This window comes from Pseudobutyrivibrio ruminis HUN009 (assembly GCF_000703005.1).
Classification (GTDB): domain Bacteria; phylum Bacillota; class Clostridia; order Lachnospirales; family Lachnospiraceae; genus Pseudobutyrivibrio; species Pseudobutyrivibrio ruminis_A.
In genome coordinates, this window is record NZ_JNLH01000001.1 from 811,246 (window position 1) to 837,917 (window position 26,672).

General features: G+C 36.8%; 23 protein-coding genes and 2 tRNA genes. 17 read left to right on the plus strand and 8 right to left on the minus strand.

Features of this window, described 5'->3' with window-relative positions; translation table 11 throughout:
- Positions 1-51 precede the first annotated feature (51 nt).
- From mnmG to rpmH, 7 genes are all read right to left on the minus strand, one after another.
- Complete coding sequence (gene mnmG / locus BO15_RS0103600) at positions 52-1,938, minus strand: tRNA uridine-5-carboxymethylaminomethyl(34) synthesis enzyme MnmG (protein WP_033152520.1); 1,887 nt, start codon at positions 1,936-1,938, stop codon at positions 52-54.
- A 79-nt stretch (positions 1,939-2,017) separates the two neighbouring features.
- Positions 2,018-3,388 carry a tRNA uridine-5-carboxymethylaminomethyl(34) synthesis GTPase MnmE gene (mnmE, locus tag BO15_RS0103605; protein ID WP_033152521.1) on the minus strand — a complete coding sequence of 457 codons (1,371 nt, stop codon included), beginning with the start codon at positions 3,386-3,388 and terminating at the stop codon, positions 2,018-2,020.
- Positions 3,389-3,536: 148 nt separating this feature from the next.
- Positions 3,537-4,166: an RNA-binding cell elongation regulator Jag/EloR gene (jag, locus tag BO15_RS0103610; protein WP_033152522.1), complete on the minus strand. Its 630-nt coding sequence runs from the start codon at positions 4,164-4,166 to the stop codon at positions 3,537-3,539.
- A 13-nt stretch (positions 4,167-4,179) separates the two neighbouring features.
- Positions 4,180-5,451 (minus strand): YidC/Oxa1 family membrane protein insertase, encoded by a 1,272-nt coding sequence (locus BO15_RS0103615; RefSeq protein WP_033152523.1) that lies wholly within the window; start codon positions 5,449-5,451, stop codon positions 4,180-4,182.
- Between the two features lie 17 nt (positions 5,452-5,468).
- Positions 5,469-5,681, minus strand: a complete 213-nt coding sequence (gene yidD / locus BO15_RS0103620; RefSeq protein WP_090395199.1) for a membrane protein insertion efficiency factor YidD — start codon at positions 5,679-5,681, stop codon at positions 5,469-5,471.
- A 20-nt stretch (positions 5,682-5,701) separates the two neighbouring features.
- Positions 5,702-6,040 (minus strand): ribonuclease P protein component, encoded by a 339-nt coding sequence (rnpA, locus tag BO15_RS0103625; RefSeq protein ID WP_033152524.1) that lies wholly within the window; start codon positions 6,038-6,040, stop codon positions 5,702-5,704.
- A 48-nt stretch (positions 6,041-6,088) separates the two neighbouring features.
- Positions 6,089-6,223: a 50S ribosomal protein L34 gene (gene rpmH / locus BO15_RS0103630; protein WP_015550658.1), complete on the minus strand. Its 135-nt coding sequence runs from the start codon at positions 6,221-6,223 to the stop codon at positions 6,089-6,091.
- 471 nt (positions 6,224-6,694) lie between these two features.
- Here rpmH and dnaA point away from each other — a divergent pair, with 471 nt between their 5' ends.
- The 17 genes from dnaA (at position 6,695) to BO15_RS0103715 (ending at position 25,001) form a co-directional block, all read left to right on the plus strand.
- A complete protein-coding gene (dnaA, locus tag BO15_RS0103635) occupies positions 6,695-8,080 on the plus strand; it encodes a chromosomal replication initiator protein DnaA (RefSeq protein ID WP_033152525.1) in 1,386 nt (461 codons plus the stop codon).
- Positions 8,081-8,353: 273 nt separating this feature from the next.
- Entirely contained in the window at positions 8,354-9,469 is a 1,116-nt protein-coding gene (dnaN, locus tag BO15_RS0103640) for a DNA polymerase III subunit beta (RefSeq protein ID WP_033152526.1), read from the plus strand.
- Positions 9,469-9,684 carry a S4 domain-containing protein YaaA gene (gene yaaA / locus BO15_RS0103645; protein WP_033152527.1) on the plus strand — a complete coding sequence of 72 codons (216 nt, stop codon included), beginning with the start codon at positions 9,469-9,471 and terminating at the stop codon, positions 9,682-9,684. The genes dnaN and yaaA overlap by 1 nt, the downstream gene beginning before the upstream one ends.
- Positions 9,674-10,771 carry a DNA replication/repair protein RecF gene (recF, locus tag BO15_RS0103650; protein WP_033152528.1) on the plus strand — a complete coding sequence of 366 codons (1,098 nt, stop codon included), beginning with the start codon at positions 9,674-9,676 and terminating at the stop codon, positions 10,769-10,771. The genes yaaA and recF overlap by 11 nt, the downstream gene beginning before the upstream one ends.
- Positions 10,768-12,696: a DNA topoisomerase (ATP-hydrolyzing) subunit B gene (gene gyrB / locus BO15_RS0103655; protein ID WP_033152529.1), complete on the plus strand. Its 1,929-nt coding sequence runs from the start codon at positions 10,768-10,770 to the stop codon at positions 12,694-12,696. The genes recF and gyrB overlap by 4 nt, the downstream gene beginning before the upstream one ends.
- Positions 12,697-12,746: 50 nt before the next feature.
- Positions 12,747-15,281, plus strand: a complete 2,535-nt coding sequence (gene gyrA, locus BO15_RS0103660; protein WP_033152531.1) for a DNA gyrase subunit A — start codon at positions 12,747-12,749, stop codon at positions 15,279-15,281.
- A 115-nt stretch (positions 15,282-15,396) separates the two neighbouring features.
- The gene (locus BO15_RS0103665) at positions 15,397-16,239 is read left to right on the plus strand and encodes a fumarate hydratase (RefSeq protein WP_099047341.1); all 843 of its coding nucleotides are present in this window, start codon (positions 15,397-15,399) and stop codon (positions 16,237-16,239) included.
- On the plus strand, positions 16,239-16,793 hold the full coding sequence (locus BO15_RS0103670) for a Fe-S-containing hydro-lyase (protein WP_033152534.1): 555 nt from the start codon (positions 16,239-16,241) through the stop codon (positions 16,791-16,793). Before BO15_RS0103665 ends, BO15_RS0103670 begins: the two co-directional genes overlap by 1 nt.
- A 58-nt stretch (positions 16,794-16,851) precedes the next feature.
- The gene (locus BO15_RS0103675) at positions 16,852-17,763 is read left to right on the plus strand and encodes an ABC transporter permease (RefSeq protein ID WP_033152535.1); all 912 of its coding nucleotides are present in this window, start codon (positions 16,852-16,854) and stop codon (positions 17,761-17,763) included.
- 27 nt (positions 17,764-17,790) lie between these two features.
- Complete coding sequence (locus BO15_RS0103680; RefSeq protein ID WP_033152537.1) at positions 17,791-18,849, plus strand: ABC transporter permease; 1,059 nt, start codon at positions 17,791-17,793, stop codon at positions 18,847-18,849.
- A gap of 12 nt (positions 18,850-18,861) precedes the next feature.
- Positions 18,862-19,866: an ABC transporter ATP-binding protein gene (locus BO15_RS0103685; protein ID WP_033152538.1), complete on the plus strand. Its 1,005-nt coding sequence runs from the start codon at positions 18,862-18,864 to the stop codon at positions 19,864-19,866.
- Entirely contained in the window at positions 19,859-20,836 is a 978-nt protein-coding gene (locus tag BO15_RS0103690) for an ABC transporter ATP-binding protein (RefSeq protein WP_033152540.1), read from the plus strand. The genes BO15_RS0103685 and BO15_RS0103690 overlap by 8 nt, the downstream gene beginning before the upstream one ends.
- A gap of 69 nt (positions 20,837-20,905) precedes the next feature.
- Positions 20,906-22,627 carry a peptide ABC transporter substrate-binding protein gene (locus BO15_RS0103695; protein ID WP_033152541.1) on the plus strand — a complete coding sequence of 574 codons (1,722 nt, stop codon included), beginning with the start codon at positions 20,906-20,908 and terminating at the stop codon, positions 22,625-22,627.
- A gap of 139 nt (positions 22,628-22,766) precedes the next feature.
- Positions 22,767-22,854: transfer RNA gene (locus BO15_RS0103700), tRNA-Ser, on the plus strand.
- A 123-nt stretch (positions 22,855-22,977) separates the two neighbouring features.
- A tRNA-Cys gene (locus tag BO15_RS0103705) sits at positions 22,978-23,048 on the plus strand.
- A 95-nt stretch (positions 23,049-23,143) separates the two neighbouring features.
- Positions 23,144-24,364 (plus strand): tyrosine--tRNA ligase, encoded by a 1,221-nt coding sequence (gene tyrS / locus BO15_RS0103710; protein WP_033152543.1) that lies wholly within the window; start codon positions 23,144-23,146, stop codon positions 24,362-24,364.
- Between the two features lie 70 nt (positions 24,365-24,434).
- Complete coding sequence (locus BO15_RS0103715; protein ID WP_033152545.1) at positions 24,435-25,001, plus strand: phosphatase PAP2 family protein; 567 nt, start codon at positions 24,435-24,437, stop codon at positions 24,999-25,001.
- Here BO15_RS0103715 and BO15_RS0103720 read toward each other — a convergent pair.
- On the minus strand, positions 24,998-26,659 hold the full coding sequence (locus BO15_RS0103720; RefSeq protein WP_033152547.1) for an alpha-glucosidase: 1,662 nt from the start codon (positions 26,657-26,659) through the stop codon (positions 24,998-25,000). The two genes, BO15_RS0103715 and BO15_RS0103720, sit on opposite strands and share 4 nt — an antisense overlap.
- Positions 26,660-26,672: the final 13 nt, after the last annotated feature.

Here is a 26,672-nt window from a genome sequence, read left to right on the forward strand (position 1 = left end):
AAAAATCGTAGTGTTTTGAGGGTATATAGAAGTACCCTCAAAACAGACCAATTATTTTTCTTTACTCTTATAAGTTTCCAAATAAACTAAAAGTACTGAGATATCTGCTGGACTTACACCAGAGATTCTTGATGCCTGTCCGATGTTTGCTGGTCTAAGTTTTGTGAGTTTTTGACGAGCTTCAATACGTAAACTTGAAACATCATTGTAATCTATATCAGTAGGAATCATCTTTGACTCCAGCTTTTTGAACTGAGCAACTTGTTTAGCCTGTCTTGTAAGATATCCTTCATACTTGATATAAATATTAACTTCCTCTCTTACTTCATCAGAAAGCTCTGGTCTATCTGGATCAATAGGTGCAAGCTTATCGTAATCGAGTTCCGGTCTTCTAATTAAGTCAACTAACTTGATACCATTTGAAAGAGGTATACTTCCATATGACTCAAGAAGAGCTTGAACTTCTTTTCTAGCCCCAATGTTGATTTCTTTAACTCGAGCAACCTCTTCTTCGATTTGGCGCTCCTTTTCTACCACATGATCATACCTATCTTTAGGTAATAAACCAACCTCGTATCCAATTTTAGAGAGGCGTAAATCTGCATTATCCTGCCTAAGTAGTAGTCTATACTCTGCTCTTGAGGTCATCATACGATATGGTTCCTTTGTTTCCTTTGTAACAAGGTCATCAATAAGAACACCAATATATGAATTAGATCTATCAAGAATCATTGGGTCTTTTCCAAGTAATTTTAGTGCTGCATTTATACCAGCAACTAATCCTTGTGCTGCAGCTTCTTCATATCCACTACTTCCATTAAACTGACCAGCAGCAAAAAGACCATCAATATCTTTGAACTCAAGTGATGCTTTTAACTGAGTTGCTTTAATACAATCATATTCTATCGCATATGCGTTACGAACAATTTTACAATTTTCAAGACCAGGAACTGTATGGTACATAGCGTACTGAACATCCTCTGGCATTGATGAACTCATGCCACCAATATACATCTCATTTGTATTAAGACCTTCTGGCTCTACAAATAATTGATGTCTATTCTTATCAGCAAAACGAACTACCTTATCTTCAATACTTGGACAGTATCTAGGACCAGTTCCTTCAATTACACCAGAATACATTGGCGATCTATCAAGATTAGCTCTAATAATTTCATGAGTCTTTTCGTTAGTATAAGTAAGATAACATGGAACCTGTTCAATCTGAACATCTTCTCTATTGGTACTAAATGAAAATGGAACTACAGGATTATCACCAAGCTGGATTTCCATCTTAGAATAATCAATAGAACGACTATCAACTCTAGCCGGAGTACCGGTCTTAAAGCGGTTCATTTCTACATTATTATCCAATAATGATTGAGTTAAATGGTTAGCTGCCTTTAAACCATTAGGACCAGTATGTTCAATTACATCTCCGTACAAACATCTAGCTCTAAGATAAGTTCCTGTACAAATAACTACTGCTCTTGCATGATAAATAGCTCCAGATAAAGTCTTAACACCAGCAACCTTTTTACCATCCATAATAAGTTCAGTGACTTCAGCTTGTCTAAGTGTAAGATTATCAGTATCCTGCATTGTCTTTCTCATTCTAAGAGAATAAGCACTTTTATCAGCCTGAGCTCTAAGTGAATGAACAGCAGGTCCCTTAGAAGAATTAAGCATCTTTGATTGAATAAATGTATGATCAATATTGATACCCATCTGACCACCAAGTGCATCTAACTCTCTGACAAGATGACCTTTTGAACTACCACCAATATTTGGATTACATGGCATTAAAGCAACTGAATCCATGCTAACTGTAAAACAAATTGTATTTAATCCCATTCGAGCAGATGCAAGAGCAGCTTCACAACCAGCATGACCTGCACCTACAACAACTACATCATAGGATTCTTCAACTACAGACATAAATAACTCCTTTTATTTCTTATAGTCGGGCGAAGGCCCTCCTGATATTTCAAATCTTCACTTTGTTCGATTTGAAATATCATTTTCCCATACAAAATTCTGAGAAAATTTTATTAGCTAAATCATCATCAATTGTTTCACCAGTAATTTCACCTAAATAACTATAGGCATCCATCAAATCAATAGAAAAGAAATCTTCTGGCATCATATTTTCAATACTAGCTAAAACATTCTCAAGACTTGTCTTTGCATTACTAAGACAAGCAGCCTGACGAGAGTTTGTAATGTATAAAGTATCATCACTGCGAACCTCACCACTAAAGAACATATCAGTAATAGTAGATTCAAGTGTCTTAAGTCCATCAAGGCTTACTGACGAGAATGAAATAACGCATTTATTGTATTTATTGTATATTTCTTCCTCGCTAATTACTGATGATAGGTCAGATTTATTTAATAAAATAATAACCTTTTTATCCAAAATCTTATTAATAATGAACTCATCATTCTCATCAAGAGGTCTCGATGAATCCAAAACAAATAAAATTAAATCAGCGTCATCAATAGAATCAATTGCTTTATCAACGCCAATCTTTTCTACTACATCATCTGTTTCTCTGATACCTGCTGTATCAATAATATTTAAACTAACACCATTGATAGTAATCTGCTCTTCCAACGTATCACGAGTGGTACCAGGAATATCTGTAACAATTGCTCTCTCTCGTCTTGATAAAGTATTGAGCAAAGAAGATTTTCCTGCATTTGGTTTTCCAAGAATAAGAGTATTGATACCCTCTTTTAAAATATGGCCAGAATTAAATGAATCTATTAATCCATCGACAGTATCAATAATTCCTTCAACCTTACCTTTAAGTTCTTCCGGATAGCCAGTTAAATCATAATGCTCTGGATCATCTAATGCTGACTCTATATAAGCAGTCTCATATAAAATCTTGTCACGCAAATCAACAATAATTTTATTTAATGAACCAGAAAGCTGCTTTATAGAATTCTTCATAGCAAGCTCTGAATTTGAAGAAATCAAATCCATAATTGATTCTGCTTCTGATAAATCTATACGTCCGTTCAAAAAAGCTCTCTTTGTAAACTCACCTGGTTCAGCAATACGTGCTCCAGCTTTAACTAAAAGAGATAAAACTTTTTTAAGAACTAAAATGCCACCATGACAATCTATTTCAACAACGTCCTCCGTAGTATAACTACGAGGAGCTTTCATGATAAGTACTAGCACTTCATCTACTATCTCATCACCAGAATAAATATGACCATATTGAATTGTATGACTATCGCAATCTTTTAATTTATTCTTACCACGAAAAATAGTATCAACGATAGCAATAGAATCTTCGCCACTAACGCGAATGATACCTATTCCAGAACTATTCATAGATGTTGCGATTGCAGCAATAGTATCTGACTGGTACAAATCAAACCTCCAAATTAAATTAATAAATATAATTTTAAATAACACTTAACTATAAAATACTATTTAAAATCATATTTATCTAGATTCTTTTAAAAACAAAGAGAAGGGTTAGTCCAAATAAAAAGACTAACCCTAAAAAAATCAAAAATTATTTCTTAAGAGTAATAACTACATAACGATATGGCTCTTCGCCCTCTGAATGAGTAGTAACATTATTATCATTCTGAAGTGCAGAGTGAATAATGCGTCTCTCATAAGGATTCATAGCTTCAAGAGTAACAGACTTCTTTGTTCTCTTAACTTTGCTTGCCATATTTCTTGCAAGATTCTCAAGAGTTTCTTTTCTACGACGTCTATAATCTTCTGTATCGATTTTTACTCTAGTATAATTTTCTGATGAACGATTAACTGCAAGGTTTGTAAGATACTGAAGTGAATCAAGTGTCTGTCCACGCTTACCAATTAAAACACCCATCTCTGGACCAGCTAAATCAATTGAAAGAGTTTTATCTTCTTCATCAAATGACATTGAAATATTAACTTCAAGCTGCATTGCCTCGAAAACTCCTTCAAGGAATTCCTTAGCAACTTCCTTTGGATCTTCATCAGCAGAAATAACAACTTTAATAATTGCATCCTTTGAACCGATTCCAAGGAAACCTGTACTTCCCTCTTCAATAACTTCGTATTTAATCTGATCAGATGTAACACCTAAACTAACAGTAGCATTAGTAAGTGCATCATCAACAGTTTTACCTGTAAATTCTTTGAATTCCAAGATTATTGCCCCCTTACTTATTATTTTGTTCATTGAAATCTTTTACAAGATTTGCCTTTGCAGCAAGTGAATTAGGATTAGCTTTTGATCTTAACTCATTAGCTGCATTGATTGCTTCTTCATTATTTTTTACAAGGTTTGCCTTGTCAGCCATAGAAGAAGACTTTGTAGACATACGAGCTGCTTCATAAATCTGAGCCTGACGAATACCACGCTTTTCAGCCTTAGCAGCTGCTTTATCCTTATTCTTTTCAATAATACTTTCAAGATCAATCTTCTCAAAATGCTTATTTAAGAAGTACTGCTGTGTAATACGAACTACACCACCGACAATCCAGTAGAAAACAAGACCAACAGGAACAGTGAAACCAATGAAAAGTGACATTAAAGGCATCATAAGATTCATTGTCTTCATCTGCTGTGCCATCTGATCTGATTGTCCCTCAGTATTTGTAGGCATAAGCTTGATTGTAGCAAGCTGTGAAAGATATGAAAGAAGTGGAACCATTAAAGCAGCAATGATTAAACCAAAATTCTTTCCAGCCCAACCAGTCTTAACAAGGTTAAGTGGTGTATCAGAAATATTTAAAATAAATAAATAGTTAATCTGCTCAAGCTTTGCAACAACAGAATCGATTGATGAAGATAAGCTAGGGAACTTATCAGCAACCTCTGCCCATCCTGAAGCAGGAAGCTTATACAAAACATCAATTATAAAGTTTGAAACTGCATCAGTATCTGCACTTGCAAATTCAGGTGTCTGCTGTAATCTGATTCCAGCATCATCATAGATAGTCTGCATAGTAGTAGCAAAACCATCTGTAGCTACAATACCATTAACTAATTCTGTAAAAATATTCTTAACAGAACCAATATAAGCAGGTACATTATAGAAAACTCTATAAAGTGCGAAAAGAATAGGCATCTGAATTAACATGTAAACACAGCTACCAGTAGGTGAAATGCCGTATTTGTCATATAAAGCCTGAGTCTCCTCCTGCTGCTTTTGCATAGTTGCCTGGTCTCTAGAACCTTTGTACTTATCCTGAATAGCCTTCATCTCAGGCTGCATCTTACGAGTAAGTACTGCAAACTTCTGCTGCTTGTATGTAATAGGAAACATACAAACATAAATAAGAATAGTAAAAATAAGGATTGTAAGAGCTATGTTTTCAATACCTAAACCAGCAAGAAAAACATAAATCTTATCCATAATCCATCCTAAAACCTTAGCAATAGGTCCAAGGATAGATCCACCGTAAGCGGTAAGAAATAAATCGCTCAATGTAAAACCTCCAGTTACTATGGAACCGGATCAAATCCACCATGAGAAAAAGGATTACATCTGATAATTCTCCAAAGAGCTAATCCACCGCCTTTAATAGCCCCATACTTTTGAACTGCCTCAAGGCCGTAGCAAGAGCATGTTGGATAATAAGGACACTTGGTAGTTTTCATTGGAGAAATATATTTTTGATAAAACTTAATTAAATATATAAATATCTTCTTCAACATAATAGAAACGACGATTCCATTTATTTTCGAGTTACCCTATGAAGATTTGCAAGATGAAGTAAAGATTTTTGTATTTCATCAAAAGTTGCGGATGCACTGGCTTCTCTTGCAACGACTACAATGTCCAAACCACTATTGAACATCTCTTCATTAAGTCTATAACTTTCTCTTATCAGTCTCGTCAAATGATGTCGTACTACTGAATTTCCAACCTTTTTACTAACAGAAATTCCAATTCGATTTCGATCTGTATTATTATGGTAGATATACATTACAAGCTGTCGGTTAGCTTTAGACATACCTCTTCTGTATACAGTTGTGAAGTCTTTATTTTTTTTTAGAGATTCACTAAATTCCATAACAAAAATTTTCCTTAAAATAGAAAGAAAGACCACATGGTCTGTGGCCTAAGCTGATAATTTCTTTCTTCCTTTTGCACGTCTTGCAGCAAGAACCTTACGTCCGCCTGCTGTGCTCATTCTAGATCTAAATCCATGAACTTTGGATCTCTGTCTCTTTTTTGGTTGATATGTCATCTTCATAATATATCCACCTCCTCTTTATGAGAAAACATCAGTTAAAATTATATAAGGAAAAGCCCATAAAGTCAATAATAAAAAGCATTATTATAATAATGAAACAATGTGGATAACTAAAAAACACAAGATATAAATAAAATCAAAAATAAACAATACTAAATATAGTATAAAATTGCAAAAAAAAATTTATTATTTATCTACAAGCTGTGGATAACCATGTGGATAAAATAGTAATAATTAACATTTTTCCACAAAAAACAGAAAATTATATGAATTTTAAAGGCAAAAATTGTGGAAAACTCTCTTCTATAACTGTGGATAACTCACAATATCAATTTTAAACGCTCAAATTCAAAAAATAAGCCATTTTAGCCTTTAAACTACCCCCTACACGTTTTTACACTAATTATTGAATAAAAGCCGTATTTAAGGTAGAATATAAAATAGTTTAAATGTGGATAAAAGGGAAATTATATGGAAGAACTTGTTAAAAAATGGGATGAAATCCTAGACTACCTAAAAAATGAGTATAAAGTCACTGATGTTTCTTATGATTCTTGGCTTAAACCTCTAGAATTATTTCAAATAGAAGATAACAAATTATATATCATCTATAACGGTGATCAAAACAGTATGACACTTGGTTATGTAACCAGAAAGTTTACTACTCCACTTCGTATCACAATCGCAGAACTTACTGGAATTCAATATGATGACATCTTAGTCATATCTCAAGACAATGCAAACCAAATCAAAAAAGAAAAAAATATCGAACACATTAAAATAGAAGAAACACCTTCTTTTGAAGAAAAAAGAATGGGTAATTCTACTATTAATCCTAAGTTTACTTTTGATAATTTTGTCGTTGGTAGAAATAATAGATTTGCTCAAACTGCAGCTCTTGCAGTTGCTGAATCACCAGGAGAATTTTACAACCCACTATATATCTACGGTGGACCAGGTCTTGGTAAAACTCACTTAATGCAAGCTATTGGTAATTACATCGAAAATCAAAATCCAAACACTCACATATTATATGTAACATCAGAAGAATTTACTAACGAGGTTATTGAAAACCTTAGAACAAACAATAACGCTACTGCAATGCAGCGCTTCCGCGATAAATATCGTACAGTTGATGTTCTTATGGTAGATGATATTCAATTTATTATAGGAAAGGAATCAACACAGGAAGAATTTTTCCATACCTTCAATGCATTACATGCAATGGGTAAACAAATTGTTATTTCATCTGATAAACCTCCAAAGGATATGGAGACATTGGATGATCGTTTCAAATCAAGATTCGATATGGGTCTTATGGCTGATATTGGATATCCAGATTATGAAACACGTATGGCTATTCTTAATAAAAAGATTGAAGAGAAAAACTTTAATCTTGATGAATCAATTAGAAAATATATTGCTGAAAATATTCAATCAAACATTAGAGAAATCGAAGGAGCCCTTAACAAGCTTATTGCTTTCTCACGACTTGAAAAGATTGATATTACAATGGATATTGCTGAGAGAGAATTACAAAACTTCATCTCTCCTAATGTTTCAAGAGAAATTACTCCGCAGCTTATAATAGAAGTAGTTGCTGAGCACTTTAATATTACAGTTGATCAAATGGCTTCTAAAAATAGATCTAGCTCAGTAGTTAGACCTAGACAAATTGCCATGTATTTATGTAACACAATGACAGATTCATCTTTACAAGCAATTGGTCTTCTTCTTGGAGGAAGAGATCATTCAACAATCATCCACGGTGCTAATAAAATCGAAGATGAAATTGATAAAGATGAAAATACAAGAAACCTTGTAGAAACAATTAAGAAAAAAATAAATCCTAATTAATGTTAATAACTTGTTGATAACCCTTGGGATAAATTGTTAAAACCATGTTTATTATATTACATAACGGTTAATATTTGAAAATTTAGACACTTTTTATTCACAATTTATCCATACATTATCAATACTTAATTCACAGTTTTTCATGAGTTAACAATTCATGTTTTACGTATAAATACTGGTGTTTCACAGTTATATACAAATCAACAACCTATAAGAATAATACTTAGAATAAAAGTTATTTATTTTTTATGTTTAAGAAAGGGAGCGTATCAAATGAAAATTACTTGTCAAAAAGCTGACCTTGTTAAAGGAGTAAATATTGTATCAAAGGCAGTACCAACCAGAACCACAATGGCAATACTTGAATGTATTCTTATTGATGCATCTTCTGGTGAAATCAAACTCACTGCTAATGATATGGAAATAGGAATTGAAACTATTGTTAATGGAAACATTTTAGAAAGAGGTATCATTGCTCTTGATGCTAAAAAGTTTTCTGAGATTGTAAGAAAGCTTCCTGAAAATGAAGTTACTATAGAAACAGATTCTTCATTTAAAACATCTATTACATGTGAAAAAGCTAAATTTGATATTGTAGGAAAATCTGGAGAAGACTTTTCTTATATTCCTGTAATTCCTAGAAATCAGCCAATCGTTTTATCACAGCTTACATTAAGAGATATCATCAGACAGACAATCTTTTCTGTTGCTGATAATGATAATAATAAAATGATGACTGGTGAGCTTATTGAAATTAAAGATAATAAGCTTAAAGTTGTAGCACTTGATGGACACAGAGTTTCTATCAGAAATGTTGAATTAAAGAACGATGCACCTGATGTAAAGGTTGTAGTTCCAAAGAAGACACTTAATGAAATTGTAAAAATCATTGATGGTGGTATTGATGATGAAGTAAATATTTTTGTTACTGATAACCACATCATTTTCGAATTTGATCAGACTACTGTTGTATCTCGTATCATTGAAGGAGAATACTTCAAAATTGAGCAGATGCTTTCAGCTGATTATGAAACAAAAATCAAAATCAATAAAAGAGAATTCTTTGATTGTATTGATAGAGCAACTATTCTTGTTAACGAAGGTGACAAAAAGCCAATTATTGTAAATGCAACAAATAATACAATGTCACTTTCAATTTCATCATTTATTGGATCAATGAATGAAGATATTGATATTGTAAAAGAGGGAAAAGATATCATGATTGGATTTAATCCAAAGTTTGTTATTGATGCCCTTAAGGTAATAGACGATGAAGAAATCAATCTTTACATGTTAAATGCAAAGAGTCCATGTTTCATCAAGGATGATAATGGATCATTTATTTACATCGTTCTTCCTGTAAACTTTAATAATCCAGGAGCAAACTAATGGAAACTATTCAAATTAGAGATGAATTTATAAAACTTGGCCAGCTTCTCAAGCTTGCAAATCTTGTTGAATCAGGTGCAATGGCAAAGGAAGTTATTGAAGAAGGTCTTGTTAAATATAATGGCGAAGTAGAAACTCGTCGAGGCAAGAAAATTTATCCTGGCGATGTTGTTGAATTTAATGGAGAAAGCGTAACAGTTACTAATGATAATTAAATCCATTGAACTTAAGAATTTTAGAAATTATGAATCACTTAATATAAATTTTGATGATCATACTACTATTCTTTATGGAGATAACGCTCAAGGTAAAACAAACATATTAGAGGCTGCTTATTTAAGTGGCACCACAAAATCCCATAAGGGAAGTCGTGATAAAGAAATAATAAAGTTTGATACTGATGAAAGTCATATCAAAACTATTGTTGAAAAAAATGACAGGGAATATCAAATAGATATTCACCTTAAGAAAAATAAATCAAAAGGAATTGCCATTAATAGGGTTCCAATAAAAAAAGCAGCTGAATTATTTGGACTTATAAATATTATTTTCTTTTCTCCCGAGGACTTAAACATCATTAAAAATGGTCCTTCTGAGAGAAGAAAATTTATGGATGCAGAGCTTTGCCAAATTGATAAAATCTACCTTTCAGATTTAACAAATTACAACAAAGCCTTAAATCAAAGAAATGCTCTTCTTAAAGAGATGATTTATAAGCCTGAATTAAAAGAAACTTTAAGCTTATGGGATGAACAACTTATATCCTATGGCAAAAAGATAATCACAAGACGTCAGCAATTTATCAATGATATCAACATTATTGTTAAAGATATCCACTCAAAGATTACCTCTGGTAAGGAAAATATTGAAGTAACCTATGATCCAAATATAGAGGATATATTTTTTCTTGATGAATTAGTTAAAAACAAGGAAAAAGACATGAGGTTCTGCCAAACATCTGTTGGACCTCACAGAGATGATATCAAAATAACAGTTGATGGAATTGACATTAGAAAATATGGAAGCCAAGGCCAGCAGCGTACCTGCGCTCTCTCGCTAAAGCTTTCAGAAATTAAATTAGTTGAAAATACAATAAATGATAAACCAATATTACTTTTAGATGATGTTTTATCAGAGCTTGATAAAAATCGTCAAAGTGATTTGCTTGATAATTTAATTGATACACAAACTATCATTACCTGCACAGGTCTTGATGAATTTGTAAAAAATAGATTTTTGCTAAACACAGTTTATAAAGTAACAAATGGTTCTATAGAATTAATAACGGAGGAACACAGGTGAGTAAGGAAGTAAATCAGGAGTACGGTGCAGACCAAATACAGATTTTGGAAGGACTTGAAGCAGTTCGTAAGCGTCCTGGTATGTATATTGGATCTACATCTGAAAGAGGTCTTCATCATTTAGTATATGAGATAGTTGATAATGCTGTAGATGAAGCGCTTGCTGGATTTTGTACTCATATTCAAGTAACAATTAATCCTGACAATTCGATTACAGTAGTCGATGATGGCCGAGGAATTCCTACAGGAATTAACAGTAAGGCAGGTATCCCTGCGGTAGAGGTTGTATTTACCGTGCTTCATGCCGGAGGAAAGTTCGGCGGTGGCGGATATAAAGTATCAGGTGGACTTCACGGTGTAGGTGCTTCAGTTGTTAATGCCCTTTCAAATTGGGTTGAAGTAGAAATTAAGCGTGAAGGAAAAATCTTTAAGCAGAGATATGAGCGTGGAAAGACAATGTATCCTCTTAAAGAGATTGGAACTTGTCCTGTTGAAGAGACTGGAACAAAGGTAACATTCCTTCCAGATGATACAATATTTGAAACTACAATTTTCGATTATAAGACACTTAAAGTAAGACTTCGTGAGACAGCATTCCTTACAAAGGGACTTCGTATTACTCTTACAGATAAAAGAGGCGATGAACCACATGAGGAAAGCTTCCACTATGAAGGTGGTATCAAGGAATTTGTTCAGTATATCAACCGTGGAAACGAAGCACTTTACGATGAAGTTATTTATTGCGAAGGCACAAAGGATAATATCTACGTTGAAGTTGCTATGCAGCACAACGATGGATATCAGGACCAGGCTTACAGCTACGTTAACAACATCGTAACTCCAGAAGGTGGTACACATCTTACTGGTTTCAGAGGTGCTCTTACAAAAGTATTTAATAAATATGCTAGAGATTACAAGATTTTAAAGGATTCAGATCCACAGCTTGATGGTGATGATATTAGAGAAGGTCTTACAGCAATTATTTCTATCAAGATTGAAGAGCCTCAGTTTGAAGGTCAGACAAAGCAAAAGCTTGGAAACTCAGAAGCTCGTGGTGCTGTTGATGCTATTGTATCTGAGCAGCTTACATGGTTCCTTGAGCAGAATCCTACAATTGCTAAAACTATCTGCGAAAAATCGCTGCTTGCGCAGCGAGCAAGAGAAGCAGCTAGAAAGGCTCGTGATCTTACTCGTAGAAAGACAGCTCTTGAAGGAATGTCACTTCCTGGAAAGCTTGCAGATTGCTCAGACAAAGATCCTAAAAACTGCGAAATCTTTATCGTAGAGGGAGATTCCGCTGGTGGTTCAGCAAAAACAGCTCGAAGCCGTGCAACACAGGCTATTTTGCCACTTCGTGGAAAAATCCTTAACGTAGAAAAAGCCCGTGAAGATAGAATTTACAGCAATGCCGAAATCAAGGCAATGATTACAGCATTCGGTACTGGTATTCATGAAGACTTTGATATTTCAAAGCTTCGTTACCATAAAATCATTATCATGACCGATGCCGATGTTGATGGTGCTCACATTGCAACACTTATGCTTACATTCCTTTACAGATTTATGCCAGAGCTTATTAAGCAGGGTTATGTATATCTTGCTACTCCTCCACTTTACAAGTTGGAGAAAAACAAAAAGGTTTGGTATGCATATTCTGATGAAGAATTAAATCAGATCCTTACAGAAGTTGGACGTGATAGCTCAAACAAGATTCAGCGATACAAAGGACTTGGTGAGATGGATGCTGAGCAGCTTTGGGAAACAACAATGGATCCTGAAAAGAGAATTCTTAAGCGTGTAGTTATTGATGATGAAGATGCTTCAGAAATCAATGTTACATTCTCTACTCTTATGGGTGACAAGGTTGAGCCAAGACGCGAATTCATCGAGGCAAATGCTAAATACGTACAGAACTTAGATATCTAAATCTTAAAAAATTTCGGGGCAAGCCCCGATAGCAAAGACGAAGGAAAAATATGGACGACAAAATTTTTGATAATATTCATGATGTTGATCTGAAACAAACAATGGAAACCTCATACATCGATTATGCCATGAGTGTAATTGCCTCACGTGCTCTTCCAGATGTACGAGATGGTTTAAAACCAGTTCAGCGTAGAGTTCTCTTCTCTATGATTGAGCTTAATAATGGTCCTGACAAGCCACACAGAAAATGTGCTCGTATTGTCGGTGATACAATGGGTAAATATCACCCTCATGGTGATAGTTCTATTTATGGTGCACTTGTCAACATGGCACAGGAATGGAACACACGTTATCCACTAGTAGATGGCCATGGTAACTTTGGTTCTGTGGATGGCGATGGCGCCGCTGCCATGCGATACACAGAGGCTCGTCTTTCAAAGATTTCCATGACAATGTTTGGTATCAACTACAAGGATGAAAAGTTCACCCTTGGTAAAGATATTGACATGGATGGCGTAGACTTCATGCCAAACTTTGATGAGACTGAAAAAGAGCCAACAGTTCTTCCAGCCCGCTACCCTAACCTTCTTGTTAATGGTACAACTGGTATCGCCGTTGGTATGGCAACAAATATACCACCGCACAATCTTCGTGAGGTAATTGGTGCTGTTAATAAAATCATAGACAACCAAATCGAAGAAGATAGAGATACAGAAATCGACGAGCTTCTTGATATTGTAAAGGGTCCGGATTTCCCTACAGGTGGTGTAATCCTTGGAAAGGCTGGAATCGAAGAAGCATACCGTACAGGTCGTGCTAAAATCAGAGTTCGTGCCGTTACAGAAATCGAGCCAATGGACAATGGTAAAAACAGAATTGTTGTTACTGAGCTTCCATACATGGTAAACAAAGCTCGTCTTATTGAAAAGATTGCAGAGCTTCACAAAGATAAGAGAATCGACGGAATCACAGATCTTCGTGATGAGTCATCTCGTGAAGGTATGAGAATCTGTATTGAGCTTAGACGTGATGTAAATCCTAACATCATTTTAAATCAGCTTTATAAGCACACTCAGCTTCAGGATACTTTTGGTGTTATCATGCTTGCACTTGTTGATAATCAGCCAAAGATTCTTAGCCTTAAGGAAATGCTTGTACATTACCTTAACCATCAGAAGGATGTTGTTACTCGTCGTACAAAGTACGAGCTCAACAAAGCTGAGGAACGTGCTCACATATTAGAGGGATTACTTATCGCCCTTGATAATATCGATGAAGTAATTCAGATTATCCGTAATTCAGCTGATGTAGCAACAGCCAAAGCTACATTGATGGAACGCTTTGGTCTTTCAGATGCTCAAGCTCAGGCCATTGTTGATATGCGTCTTCGTGCTCTTACAGGTTTGGAAAGAGACAAGATTCAGCAGGAATACAATGAATTACAGGTATTAATCGGAAAATTGAAGGCTATTCTCTCAGATGAAAAGGTACTTCTTTCAGTAATCAAAACTGAAATTACAGAAATCGCTGATAAGTACGGCGATGATAGACGTACATCAATCGGATATGATGAGTACGATATCAATATGGAGGATATGATTCCTGTCACTAATACAGTTGTTACCTTCACAAAGCTTGGTTATATCAAGCGTATGAACGAAGACAACTTCAAGACTCAGCACAGAGGTGGTAAGGGAATCAAGGGCATGGATACAATCGATGATGATTATGTTGTTGAAATGCTTATGATGTCATCCCATGACTATCTCCTCTTCTTTACAAATAAGGGTCGAGTATACAGAATCAAAGCATACGAGATTCCAGAAAGCAGCAGAACAAGCCGAGGTATTGCAGTAGTAAATATCCTTCAGCTTCAGCCAGATGAAAAGGTAACAGCTATGATTCCTATTGAGGATTATAGCGAAGATAAATACTTATTCATGGCAACTGCAGATGGATTTGTTAAGAAGACAAAGATAACTGAATACGAAAACATTCGAAAGAATGGTCTTACAGCAATTACACTTCGTGATGATGATATGCTTATTGAAGTTAAGCTTACAGATGGCGATGAAGATGTAATTATGGTTACAAAATATGGTCAGGCAATCCGCTTTAGCGAGACGGAAGTTCGTCCAACAGGCCGTGCAACAATGGGTGTTATCGGTATGAACCTTGCAGCTGATGATATGATTATTGGAATGCAGCTTATATCTCAGGGCGAAAGCTTGATGACTGTATCAGAAAATGGTCTTGGTAAATGTACTCTTATGACTGAGTTCAACACAATCCATCGTGGTGGTAAGGGTGTTAAGTGTTACAAGATTACAGAAAAGACTGGTAACCTAATCGGAGCAAAGGAAGTTGAGAAGGATGATGAAGTAATGCTCATCAATGATGCTGGTACAATTATCAGAATCAATGTAGCCGGCACTGCTCTTCTAAGTCGAATCACATCAGGTGTTAAATTAATCGACCTAAAAGAAAATACTAAGCTAATTAGTATTGCAAAAGTTAGAAAAAGTGATACAATACTTGCGGAAGAGGTTGAAGAATTAAATGAAGGTTCAACAACCGAATCATAAAAGTGTGTAATAGCAATGGGGCTGTTATTTTAAAAATAGCAGCCCTTTTTATTTAAAACTTATTGCTTTACTCATTTAAAGCGACGATAAATTAAAGCATTAACAGGATATAGTGATGAAGAACATTAAAACAGCAGATATTGTTAACATCGTTAGTGAAATGTGTATTCAGGCAAATCATTATCTATCTGATGATATGAATTCACGATTAAAAAATTCTGTTAACACTGAAAAATCTGAGCTTGGAAGGAAAATTTTAAACCAGCTTCAAGAAAATCTTGAAATAGCAGATAAGGAACAAAATCCTATTTGCCAGGATACTGGAATGGCAGTATTTTTTGTGGAGATTGGGCAGGAAGTTCATATCGACGATGGACTTTTAACGGATGCGATAAACGAGGGCGTTAGAAAAGGTTACACTGAGGGATACCTTAGAAAGTCAGTAGTTTCAGATCCAATCGAAAGAATCAACACAAAAGATAACACACCTGCTGTAATCCATTACGATTATGTAGCTGGGGACAAATTAAAGATTACATTAGCACCAAAAGGATTTGGTTCTGAAAACATGAGTAGAGTTTTCATGCTAAAGCCGGCTGATGGAATCGAGGGAGTTAAAGAAGCTATTCTTACGGCGGTAAAAGATGCTGGGCCAAATGCCTGTCCACCAATGGTTGTTGGAGTAGGCATAGGTGGAACTTTTGAAAAGTCAGCCCTCATGGCCAAACAAGCACTTACAAGAAGCTTCGATGATAGACCATCAACCCCATGGGTTAAGGACCTAGAGGATGAAATGCTTGAAAAGATTAATAATCTTGGTATTGGTCCAGGAGGACTTGGTGGTACTACTACTGCTCTAGCAGTAAATATTAATACATATGCAACTCACATTGCAGGACTACCAGTGGCAATCAATATTTGTTGCCACGTAAATAGGCATATTACAAGGGAGATTTAATGGAGCATAAAATTCAAACTCCAATAACTTCAGAAATAGCAACATCACTTCATTCAGGTGATTATGTCTACATAACAGGAGAAATATATGTTGCTAGAGATGCCGCTCACAAGCGGATGAAAGAAGCTCTTGATAAGGGAGAAGAACTTCCAATATCTATTGAAAATTCCACAATCTACTATATGGGACCATCCCCAGCCAGGGAAGGAAGACCAATTGGGTCGGCTGGTCCTACTACAGCAAGCCGTATGGATAAATACGCCCCACAGCTTCTTGACCTTGGAATGAAGGCCATGATTGGAAAGGGTAAAAGAAATCCAGATGTTGTAGATGCCATAGTTAGAAACAAAGCTGTATATTTTGCAGCTGTTGGAGGAGCTGGTGCTCTTCTATCAAAATGTATCAAATCTTCAAAAGTGATTTGTTACGAGGACCTTGGAGCTGAAGCAATCCGAAAGCTTTATGTAGAGGATTTTCCAGTAATCGTGGTTATTGATTCTGATGGAAACAACCTATACGAAACAGCTATCAAGGAATTTCAAATTCTAAATTAGATTTAAAAACTGTGCGGGGTTTTTAAATAAAGTAGTACAAGAAAAGGAGTATAAAAAATTGGCAAAATATGTTGTTAAAAGAGTTTTGCTGGCATTCGTAACTGTAATCGTTATTAGTTTGATTACATTCTTTGCAATGAATGCTATTCCAGGCGGTCCTTTCAATAAAGAAAAGGCTGTCAACGAGGCTGTTATTAGACAGCTTGAGGCTAGATATAATTTGGATAAGCCTCTGTGGGAGCAGTACATAATTTATATGAAAAATATGGCACACGGCGATTTCGGTGTATCTCTTAAAAACGGTCGTGAGATTAAAGATATTTTCGCGGAGAGTTTTCCTATCTCTGCAAAGATTGGTTTAATTGCAGCATTCTTTGCAATCATCTTTGGAATTATCCTTGGATCAATTGCAGCACTTAAGAGAAATAAATGGCAGGATAGATTGATTATCTTCTTCATTACGATAATTACCTCCATGCCATCGTTTGTAGTAGCAACTATTTTGCTTTACGTATTTAGTGTAAAGCTTGGTGTGATACAAGCTTTCTCTGCTGGAGAAAACTTAGTATTCTTGCCAGTGCTTGCTCTTTGTTTATCTCCACTTGCATATATTACTCGACTTACAAAGACATCAATGCTTGATGCACTTGGACAGGATTACATCCGCACAGCAAAGGCAAAGGGTGTTTCATCGAGAAAAGTTATCTTCGTTCATGGTCTTAGAAATGCATTAATTCCAGTTATTACATATGTTGGACCAATGGTTGCTAGTATTCTTACTGGTTCAATGGTTGTAGAAGCAATCTTCAACCTTGGTGGACTTGGATCAAAGTTCGTAAGTGCTATCACAAACCGTGATTACACACTTATCATGGCAACTACCATCTTCCTTGCAACAGTAATGGTAATTGCAAACCTTATAACAGATATTGTTTATAAGATTGTTGACCCTCGTATTAAGCTTGACTAAGAATCAATTGAAAAGGAGTTATATTCGATGAAGGACAATTTTAAAAAGGCGCCTTTTTCTGCACAGATTGACCTTAGCAAGTTTTCTATGCAGGATTTTGAAAAGGCAACAGACGAAGAAAAAAGACAGCAGGATGTTATGGGCGAATCTACTACATTCTTTAAGGATGGTATGAGACGTCTTAGAAAGAATCCTTTAGCAATGCTTGCTATTGGAATTCTCGTAGCACTTATCATAGTTATTATTTTTGCACCACTTGTTATTCCTTACGGTTATGCAGATATCATGAAGGGTTCTGCAAACTTACATCCATTTGAATACAGTGCATCAGAGCTTAAGCAAATAGCAAAAGGGGAAAGCGTATTCCCACACATCTTCGGTACTGATTCTCTTGGAAGAGATTATTTTATCCGTGTAATTTACGGAGCAAGAGTTTCACTTGTAGTTGGTATCTTTGCATCAATCCTTGTTTTAATGATTGGTATGCTTTACGGTTCTATCTCAGGTTACCTTGGTGGACGAGTTGACCTTGTTATGATGAGAATTGTTGATATCATCTATTCTTTACCAGACATGTTGTTGATAATTCTTCTTGCTGTAGTTTTAAACGAAACACTTGGAAGTGTTATCAAAGGAACTATTTTTGCCAAACTTGGAACAAATATGATTGCTTTGTTTATCGTATTTGGACTTTTATATTGGGTAGGTATGGCCCGTCTTATCAGAGGCCAGATTCTTACTATCAAGCAGAATGAGTATGTTCTTGCTGCAAAATGTATCGGTACATCTACATCACGTACAATTTTGAAGCACATCTTACCAAACTGCTTATCAGTAATTATCATTACTACTGCCCTTCAGATTCCATCAGCTATCTTTACAGAGAGCTACCTTTCATTCGTAGGACTTGGTGTTTCTGCTCCAATGCCATCACTTGGTTCTCTTGCAAACGAAGCAAGAAGCGGTATGATGACATATCCAGAAAGACTTTTGTTCCCAGCATTTGCAATCTGCTTGATTGTACTTGCATTAAACTTACTTGGCGATGGTCTTCGTGACGCATTCGATCCAAAGTTATCTAGATAAGAGGTGATAGTGATGGAAGATTATAAGTACATATTAGAGTTGCAGGATCTACATACTACCTTTACTACAGATAACGGTGATGTATGTGCTGTAAACGGAGTTAATTTTACACTTGAGCCAGGAAAGACTCTTGGTATCGTAGGTGAGTCTGGTTCAGGTAAATCAGTTACTGCATATTCAATAATGCAGATTCTTGCTGACAACGGAAGCATTTCCGGCGGCAAGGTTTTATACAAAGGCGAAAACATTGTAGATTGGGATGCTAAGCAGATGGCAGGTTTCCGTGGTAGATGCGTTTCTATCATTTTCCAGGATCCAATGACATCTCTTAACCCAGTATTTTCAATCGGTTATCAGTTAAAAGAAGCAATTCTTTTACATACAAATAAAACAAAGGAACAGGCAAACGAAAGAGCAAAGGAATTACTTAGCCTTGTAGGAATCAATGAGCCAGAAAAGCGTCTCAAGCAGTATCCACATGAGCTTTCAGGTGGTATGAGACAGCGTGTTATGATTGCCATGGCACTTGCTTGTGAGCCAGATATCCTTATTGCTGACGAGCCTACTACTGCCCTTGATGTTACAATCCAGGCACAGATTCTTGAGCTTATGCAAGATCTTCAGAAAAAGCTTGGTATGGCAATCATCATGGTAACTCATGACCTTGGTGTAATCGCATCTATGTGTGATGAAATTATCGTTATGTATGGTGGTCGTGTTTGTGAAAGAGGTACAGCAGATGATATTTTCTACTCTCCTTCACACGAATATACAAAGGGCTTACTCCGCTCTATTCCAACAAAATCAAATAGCAAAGAAAGATTAGTACCAATCGGTGGTACACCAATCAATCTTCTAAATATGCCAGAGGGCTGTGCATTCTGTCCTCGTTGCGATGAAGCAATGAAGATTTGCTTAAAGGAAAAGCCAGAAGAAATCAGAGTTGGCGAGACACACATGGCATCATGTTGGATGAATATTAAGAATATGAAGCAGGAGGAAGTAGTAAATGAGTAGCGAGAATATTTTAGAAGTAAGCCACTTAAAGCAGTACTTCCCAGTAAAAAATGGATTTAGAACAGTTCCTCTTAAGGCTGTTGATGATATTTCATTTACAATCAAGCCAGGTGAGACACTTGGTCTTGTTGGTGAGTCAGGTTGTGGTAAGACAACTGTAGGACGTACTCTTTTACGTCTTTATCAGCCAACAAGCGGACGTATTGTTTTTGATGGCGATGTTCTTTATGATAGCGAGAAAAAAATTGATGTAAAAATGCAGCCATATCGTAAGCAGATGCAGATGGTATTCCAGGATCCATACTCTTCTCTTAACCCACGTATGACTGTAGAAGATATTATTGGTGAGCCTCTTGATGTGCACAAGCTTTACACATCAAAGGGAGAGCGCCATGACAAAATCATGGAGCTTATGGAAACAGTTGGACTTAACGCTGAGCATGCAACACGTTATGCTCACGAGTTCTCAGGCGGACAGCGTCAGAGAATCGGTATTGCAAGAGCCCTTGCTGTAGATCCAAAATTTATCGTTTGTGATGAGCCTGTATCTGCTCTTGATGTTTCAATTCAGGCACAGGTTGTAAATATGTTTGAGGACCTCCAAAAGCAAAGAGGTTTATCATACTTATTTATTGCTCACGATTTATTAGTAGTTCAGCATATCTCTGACAGAATTGCTGTTATGTACTTAGGTCACATGATGGAAATTGCTGATGCAGACGAGCTTATGGACAACCCAATTCATCCATATACTCAGTCACTTCTTTCAGCAGTACCAATTCCAGATCCTGAGACAGCTAGAAAGAGCCAGAGAATTATTCTTGAGGGCGATGTTCCAAGTCCTCTTAAGATGCCTAGTGGATGTCCTTTCAGAACAAGATGTCGCTACGCTACAGAGCAGTGTGCATGTGAGATGCCTCCATTTACAGATAGAGGAAATGGTCACATGGTTGCATGTTGGAACAAATAAGAGAAGGTATTGGTTTTAATTCCTAAAGGGATTGAAATATAAAGAGATTAAAATTATAGGAGGGATAGTATGAAGAAGAAATTAGTCTCATTAGTACTTGTTGCTGCTATGGCACTTTCAATGGTTGCATGTGGCAATAAGGCAGCATCTACTGAGAGCTCATCTACAGGTGAAGCACCAGCAGTTGCAACAACAAAGGAAGATAAGACAACACTTAATATTTGGATGTCTAGTGAGCCAGCTCACATTGATCCAGCTCTTAACTCATCAGTAGATGGTGGATGTCTTGCAGTAAACTCATTTGAAGGTTTGATGCGTTACAACGAGTCAGGCGAGCTTGAGCCAGCTTGTGCAGAGAGCTATGAGGTATCAGATGATGGACTTACATACACATTCACAATGCGTGATGGTTTAAAGTGGTCTAACGGTGATGATCTTGATGCAACAGATTTCGTTTACTCTTGGAAGCGTGCAGCTTCTCCTGAGGTTGCAGCTGATTACAGCTACCTTTGTGAAATCTTCCCAAGCTTCACATATGAGGAAGGTCTTGGTGATGAAGATGTGGTTGCTTCTGAAGATGGTAAGACACTTACAGTAACACTTAAGAGCGTATGTCCATATTTCCTTGATTTATGTGCATTCCCATTCTTCTTCCCAGTTAACCAGGAAGCTGTAGAAGCTTCTATGTCTGATGGTGATCCAGTTGGTACATGGGCAAACGATGCAGGCGACAACTTCGTATGTAACGGTGCTTATGTTCTTAAATCATGGAATCATGATTCAGATATGACATATGTAAAGAACGACAATTACTGGGATGCTGATTCAGTAACAGTTACAACACTTAACGTAATGCTTACAGCTGAAACAACAGCTGCTTACACAGCTTACACAACAGGAGATCTTGATTTCATCGATGATATTCCTGTAGAGGAAATGGAAACAGCTAAGACAAGTTCAGAGTATGTAGTACTTGATAACCTTGGTACATACTATGCATCATTCAACTACAACACAGATCTTTATGATGAACTTGGTCTTGATGAGGAGCAGGCAAAGGTATTCCGTCATGCTATCACTCTTTTAATTGACCGTCAGTACATCATTGATACAGTTGGTCAGAACAACCAGGAAGTTGCTACATCATTCGTTCCAGCTGGATGCTCAGATGGTAACGGTGGTGAGTTCAAGAACAAGGATTACTACTCAACAGATTACGAAGCAAACGTAGAAGAGGCTAAATCACTTCTTGAGTCTATCGGTTTATATGATACAGCTTCAGATGCTCTTACACAGGATATTTCATTAACATACCTTACAAATAACTCAGAAGGTAATGTAAAGATTGGTGAGTGTATCCAGGCTGACCTTGCAACAGTAGGAATCAACCTTTCTATCGATCAGGAAGAGTGGAACGTATTCCAGGAGACACGTAAGGCTGGTAAGTATGACTTCGCTCGTGAAGGTTGGATCATGGATTACAACGATCCTGTAAATATGCTTGAAATGTACACAACATCTTCAGGAAACAACAACCCACAGTTCGGTAAGGATTCTAGCAAGGATCTTGATTGGGCTAAGTATGATCAGATGATTTCTGATATCCGTTCAGAGGCAGATCTTGCTGCACGTGCAGAGCTTATGCATGAGGCTGAGGATTACCTTATGGATACATGGTGCATCATCCCTATCTACTACTACAACGATCCATACATGATCAAGGATTATGTAAAGGGTGTATATGGTACTGTAGAGGGAATGAAGTACTTCTATCACGCAACAATCAACTAGTCTTTTTACTAGATTTTAAAGTGTGAAAAATTTTTGGGGAAATCGTGAAGATTTCCCCAAAATATTGTTGACAATGGTGCATTACTCTAGTAGAATAACACTTGCGTCGAAACAAAATAAGTAATTTACCTACAACTTTGGAGAAGTACTCAAGAGGCCGAAGAGGCGCCCCTGCTAAGGGTGTAGGTCGGGCAACCGGCGCGAGGGTTCAAATCCCTCCTTCTCCGTGTTTTGAGAAAAGGTTTTCCCAGAAATAGCGGGAAGACACATCCATTGATAATTCGCTTCGCGAATGGGATGTGTCGTGGGAAACGAATTTCTTTGCGGAGCAAATAAATTCATTTCCATATGGTGCCATAGCCAAGTGGTAAGGCAAAGGTCTGCAACACCTCTATCACCAGTTCAAATCTGGTTGGCACCTCTAATTTAAATCCCTCGACCCTAAGTAATGGGGGCGAGGGATTTTTGTTTATACAAAACTAACTATTCAAAAATGTGAGAAAGGAGAATTTTGCAATGACAATTTATGACGAGTTAGTTGCTCGTGGCCTGATTGCTCAGGTAACAAACGAAGAAGAAATTAAAAAATTAATAAATGAGGGCAAGGCAACTTTCTATATCGGCTTCGATTGTACTGCAGATAGCCTTACAGCCGGTCACTTTATGGCTCTCACACTTATGAAGAGATTACAGATGGCTGGCAACAAGCCAATCGCCCTTATCGGTGGCGGTACTACTATGATTGGTGATCCTTCAGGTCGTACAGACATGAGAAAGATGCTTACACGTGAGGACATCGATCACAACGCTGAGTGCTTCAAGCGTCAGATGGAGCGTTTCATCGATTTCTCTGATGGCAAAGCTCTTATGCTTAACAACGCTGATTGGTTACTTGATCTCAACTACGTAGAGCTTCTTAGAGAAGTTGGTGCATGTTTCTCAGTTAACAACATGCTTCGTGCTGAGTGTTACAAGCAGCGTATGGAAAAGGGGCTTTCATTCCTTGAGTTCAACTACATGATTATGCAGTCATACGACTTCTATTACATGTTCCAGCACTATGATTGCAACCTTGAGTTTGGTGGAGATGATCAGTGGTCAAATATGCTTGGTGGTACAGAGCTTATCAGACGTAAGCTTGGTAAGGATGCTCACGCTATGACTATTACTCTTCTCACTGATTCACAGGGCAAGAAAATGGGTAAGACAGCTGGTAACGCAGTATGGCTTGATCCTAACAAGACTTCACCATTTGAGTTCTACCAGTACTGGAGAAATGTTGGTGATGCAGATGTTCTTAAGTGCATCCGTATGCTTACATTCCTTCCAATCGAGGAGATTGAAAAGATGGACAGCTGGGAAGGTGCACAGCTTAATGAAGCAAAGGATATCCTTGCTTATGAGCTTACACAGATGGTTCACGGTACAGAAGAGGCTGATAAGGCTCGCGAGGCTTCTAAGGCACTTTTCGCAGGTGGAGCAAACTCAGAAAACGTACCATGCCACAAGCTTTCAGATGAGGACTTCAAGGACGGTAAGGTAGATATCCTTCAGATTCTTGTTTCTGCTGGTCTTACAGCTAGCCGTGCTGAGGCTCGTCGTGCTGTTCAGCAGGGTGGTGTTTCAGTTAACGGAGACAAGGTTGCTGATCCATTCACATCATACGAAAAGGATGCATTTGCAGAGGAATTCCTTCTTAAGAAAGGCAAGAAATCTTTCTGCAAGATTGAAGCATAAAATATAAAAATGATATAATAAAAGTGCCAAGATACCTTGGCACTTTTTTGTATAAAGGAGAATATAAATAATGGGTAATGTCTTTTACTTTCAATGGGAATTGGATTTACTTCACTGGTTTCAGAGTATACACAATGGATTTTTAGACTGGATAGTTCCAAAGATTACTTTTTTGGGAAATGGCGGATGGTTTTGGATAGTTGCTACTCTCCTACTCTTGATTTTGCCATTTAATAGAAAGATGGGTGTGCAGGCGGCAATATCTCTTGCAATGACATTTATAATCTGCAACTTGATTTTAAAACCAACTATCATGAGATGTCGTCCTTGTTGGCTTGAGCCTGATGTGCAGATGCTTGTAAATATTCCAAAGGATTTCTCGTTCCCATCAGGTCATTCAAATGCTAGCTTTGCTGTAGCCACAGCTATTTTTACGAGAAATAAAAAGCTTGGAATCCCAGCACTTGTACTAGCAGCTTTAATCGCCATAAGCCGTTTGTATGTGTTTGTACACTGGCCTACAGATGTGCTAGCTGGTTCCCTAATTGGAATCTGTGGTGGAATCACAAGCTTTTTCATTGTGAATTTCATTTATAAAAAATTCAATAGAAATGGTCTAGATGATGCCCGTGTCTAAACCATTTCAACAACTAACAATTCATAAGGAGAGAGCACAATTTCTGTGCTGTTAAATGAAGAATTGTCTAAGGTTTTGCTTGTATTGGAAAGCAAAACCTTTTTTATTTTTGAAGGAAGACTAAGTGTCTGGGCATCCTTCTGATAATTAGCAATAACCATTACACTCTTCTCTCCTACCCTACTGTAGGCAAGAAGGTTTTTCTGCGACTGCTTGTATGGAGCAAATTTGCCATAAACAAATGTGGACACATACTCAGGATTCTTTCTAAGAGAAATGAGTGACTTATAAAAGTTAAAAACTGAATCTGAATCATTAATCTGTGAAGCAAGATTTATATGCTTATATTTAGGATTAACCATAAGCCATGAGCTACCATCGGTGAATCCTGCATTCTCAGAATCATCCCACTGGAAAGGGGTACGAGCATTATCTCTTGTCACATTTATAAGATGTGCAAGGGCCTCAGCATGTGTTTTGCCTTCATGTAATGATGTTTCAAAAATATTTGCATTTGCACAGTCATCCAAATCGTTAATATCGTTTACTTTATCCAGGTTTTCCATACCTATCTCCTGCCCCTGGTAAATAAAAGGAAGTCCAGGAAGAAGAAAGTATATACCTGCCAGCATCTTTTTGCTGGTGTCATCTAAATCTTCTTTTGGTATGAACCTTGAAACGCCTCTAGGTTCGTCATGGTTTTCGATGATGTTAGAAAGAAAACCTATGCCATCAACTCTTTCATGAGCCTTAAAAATCGCGTTTTTATAGTTCTCAGGAGAAATATCTTCTTTTGTTGATTCAGCAGAAAAATCAAACATGGTAGAAAAGTATCCATGGGAGCCGATGAATAAAGGCAATTCATCATCCTTTTCATTAAAGACTTCACCTACAGTAAAAGCATCATGCTTTCTGAATGTCTCATCAGCTAATTCATTAAGGAACTCTCCTACCCCAGTTGCCTCTTTTAGCATATTGTCGATTGAGGAAAGTCCATCATCGCCATCCACAGGATAATCAGAAAATGGAAGCTTCTTTTTAATGTTGATAATGGCGTCGATTCTAAATCCGGCAATACCCTTATCTAGCCACCAGTTAATCATTTTGTAAACTTCTTTACGAAGCTTAGGATTTTCCCAGTTCAAATCTGGCTGCTTCTTGTGGAACACATGAAGATAGATTTTGTCATCATGTCCCGGTAACTTTTCCCATACACTGCCTCCAAAATAGCTACGCCAATTGCAAGGCAAAGGATCACCATCCTTGTGGTCTTCAATGTAAAAGAATTTGCCGTACTCTCCGTCAGGGTCTTCGCAGGCCTTTTTAAACCATTCATGTTCATCGGAACAATGGTTTACCACCAAGTCCATTACAATGCCTATACCCCTCTTCTTCCCTTCTTCAATTAGACGGTCCAAATCAGAAAGGGTGCCAAAGCGAGGGTCGATATCGTAGTAATCAGAAATATCATATCCCTGATCAGCAAGAGGCGAACAATAAATTGGTGAAAGCCAAATAATATCTATTCCAAGATCCCGCAAATAATCTAGTTTTTCAATAACTCCGTTTATATCTCCAATACCATCCCCATTGGTATCGTAAAAACTCTTTGGGTAGATTTGATAAGCTACCTTGTTGTGCCACCATTTTTTTTCCATGTAAAAGCCACTC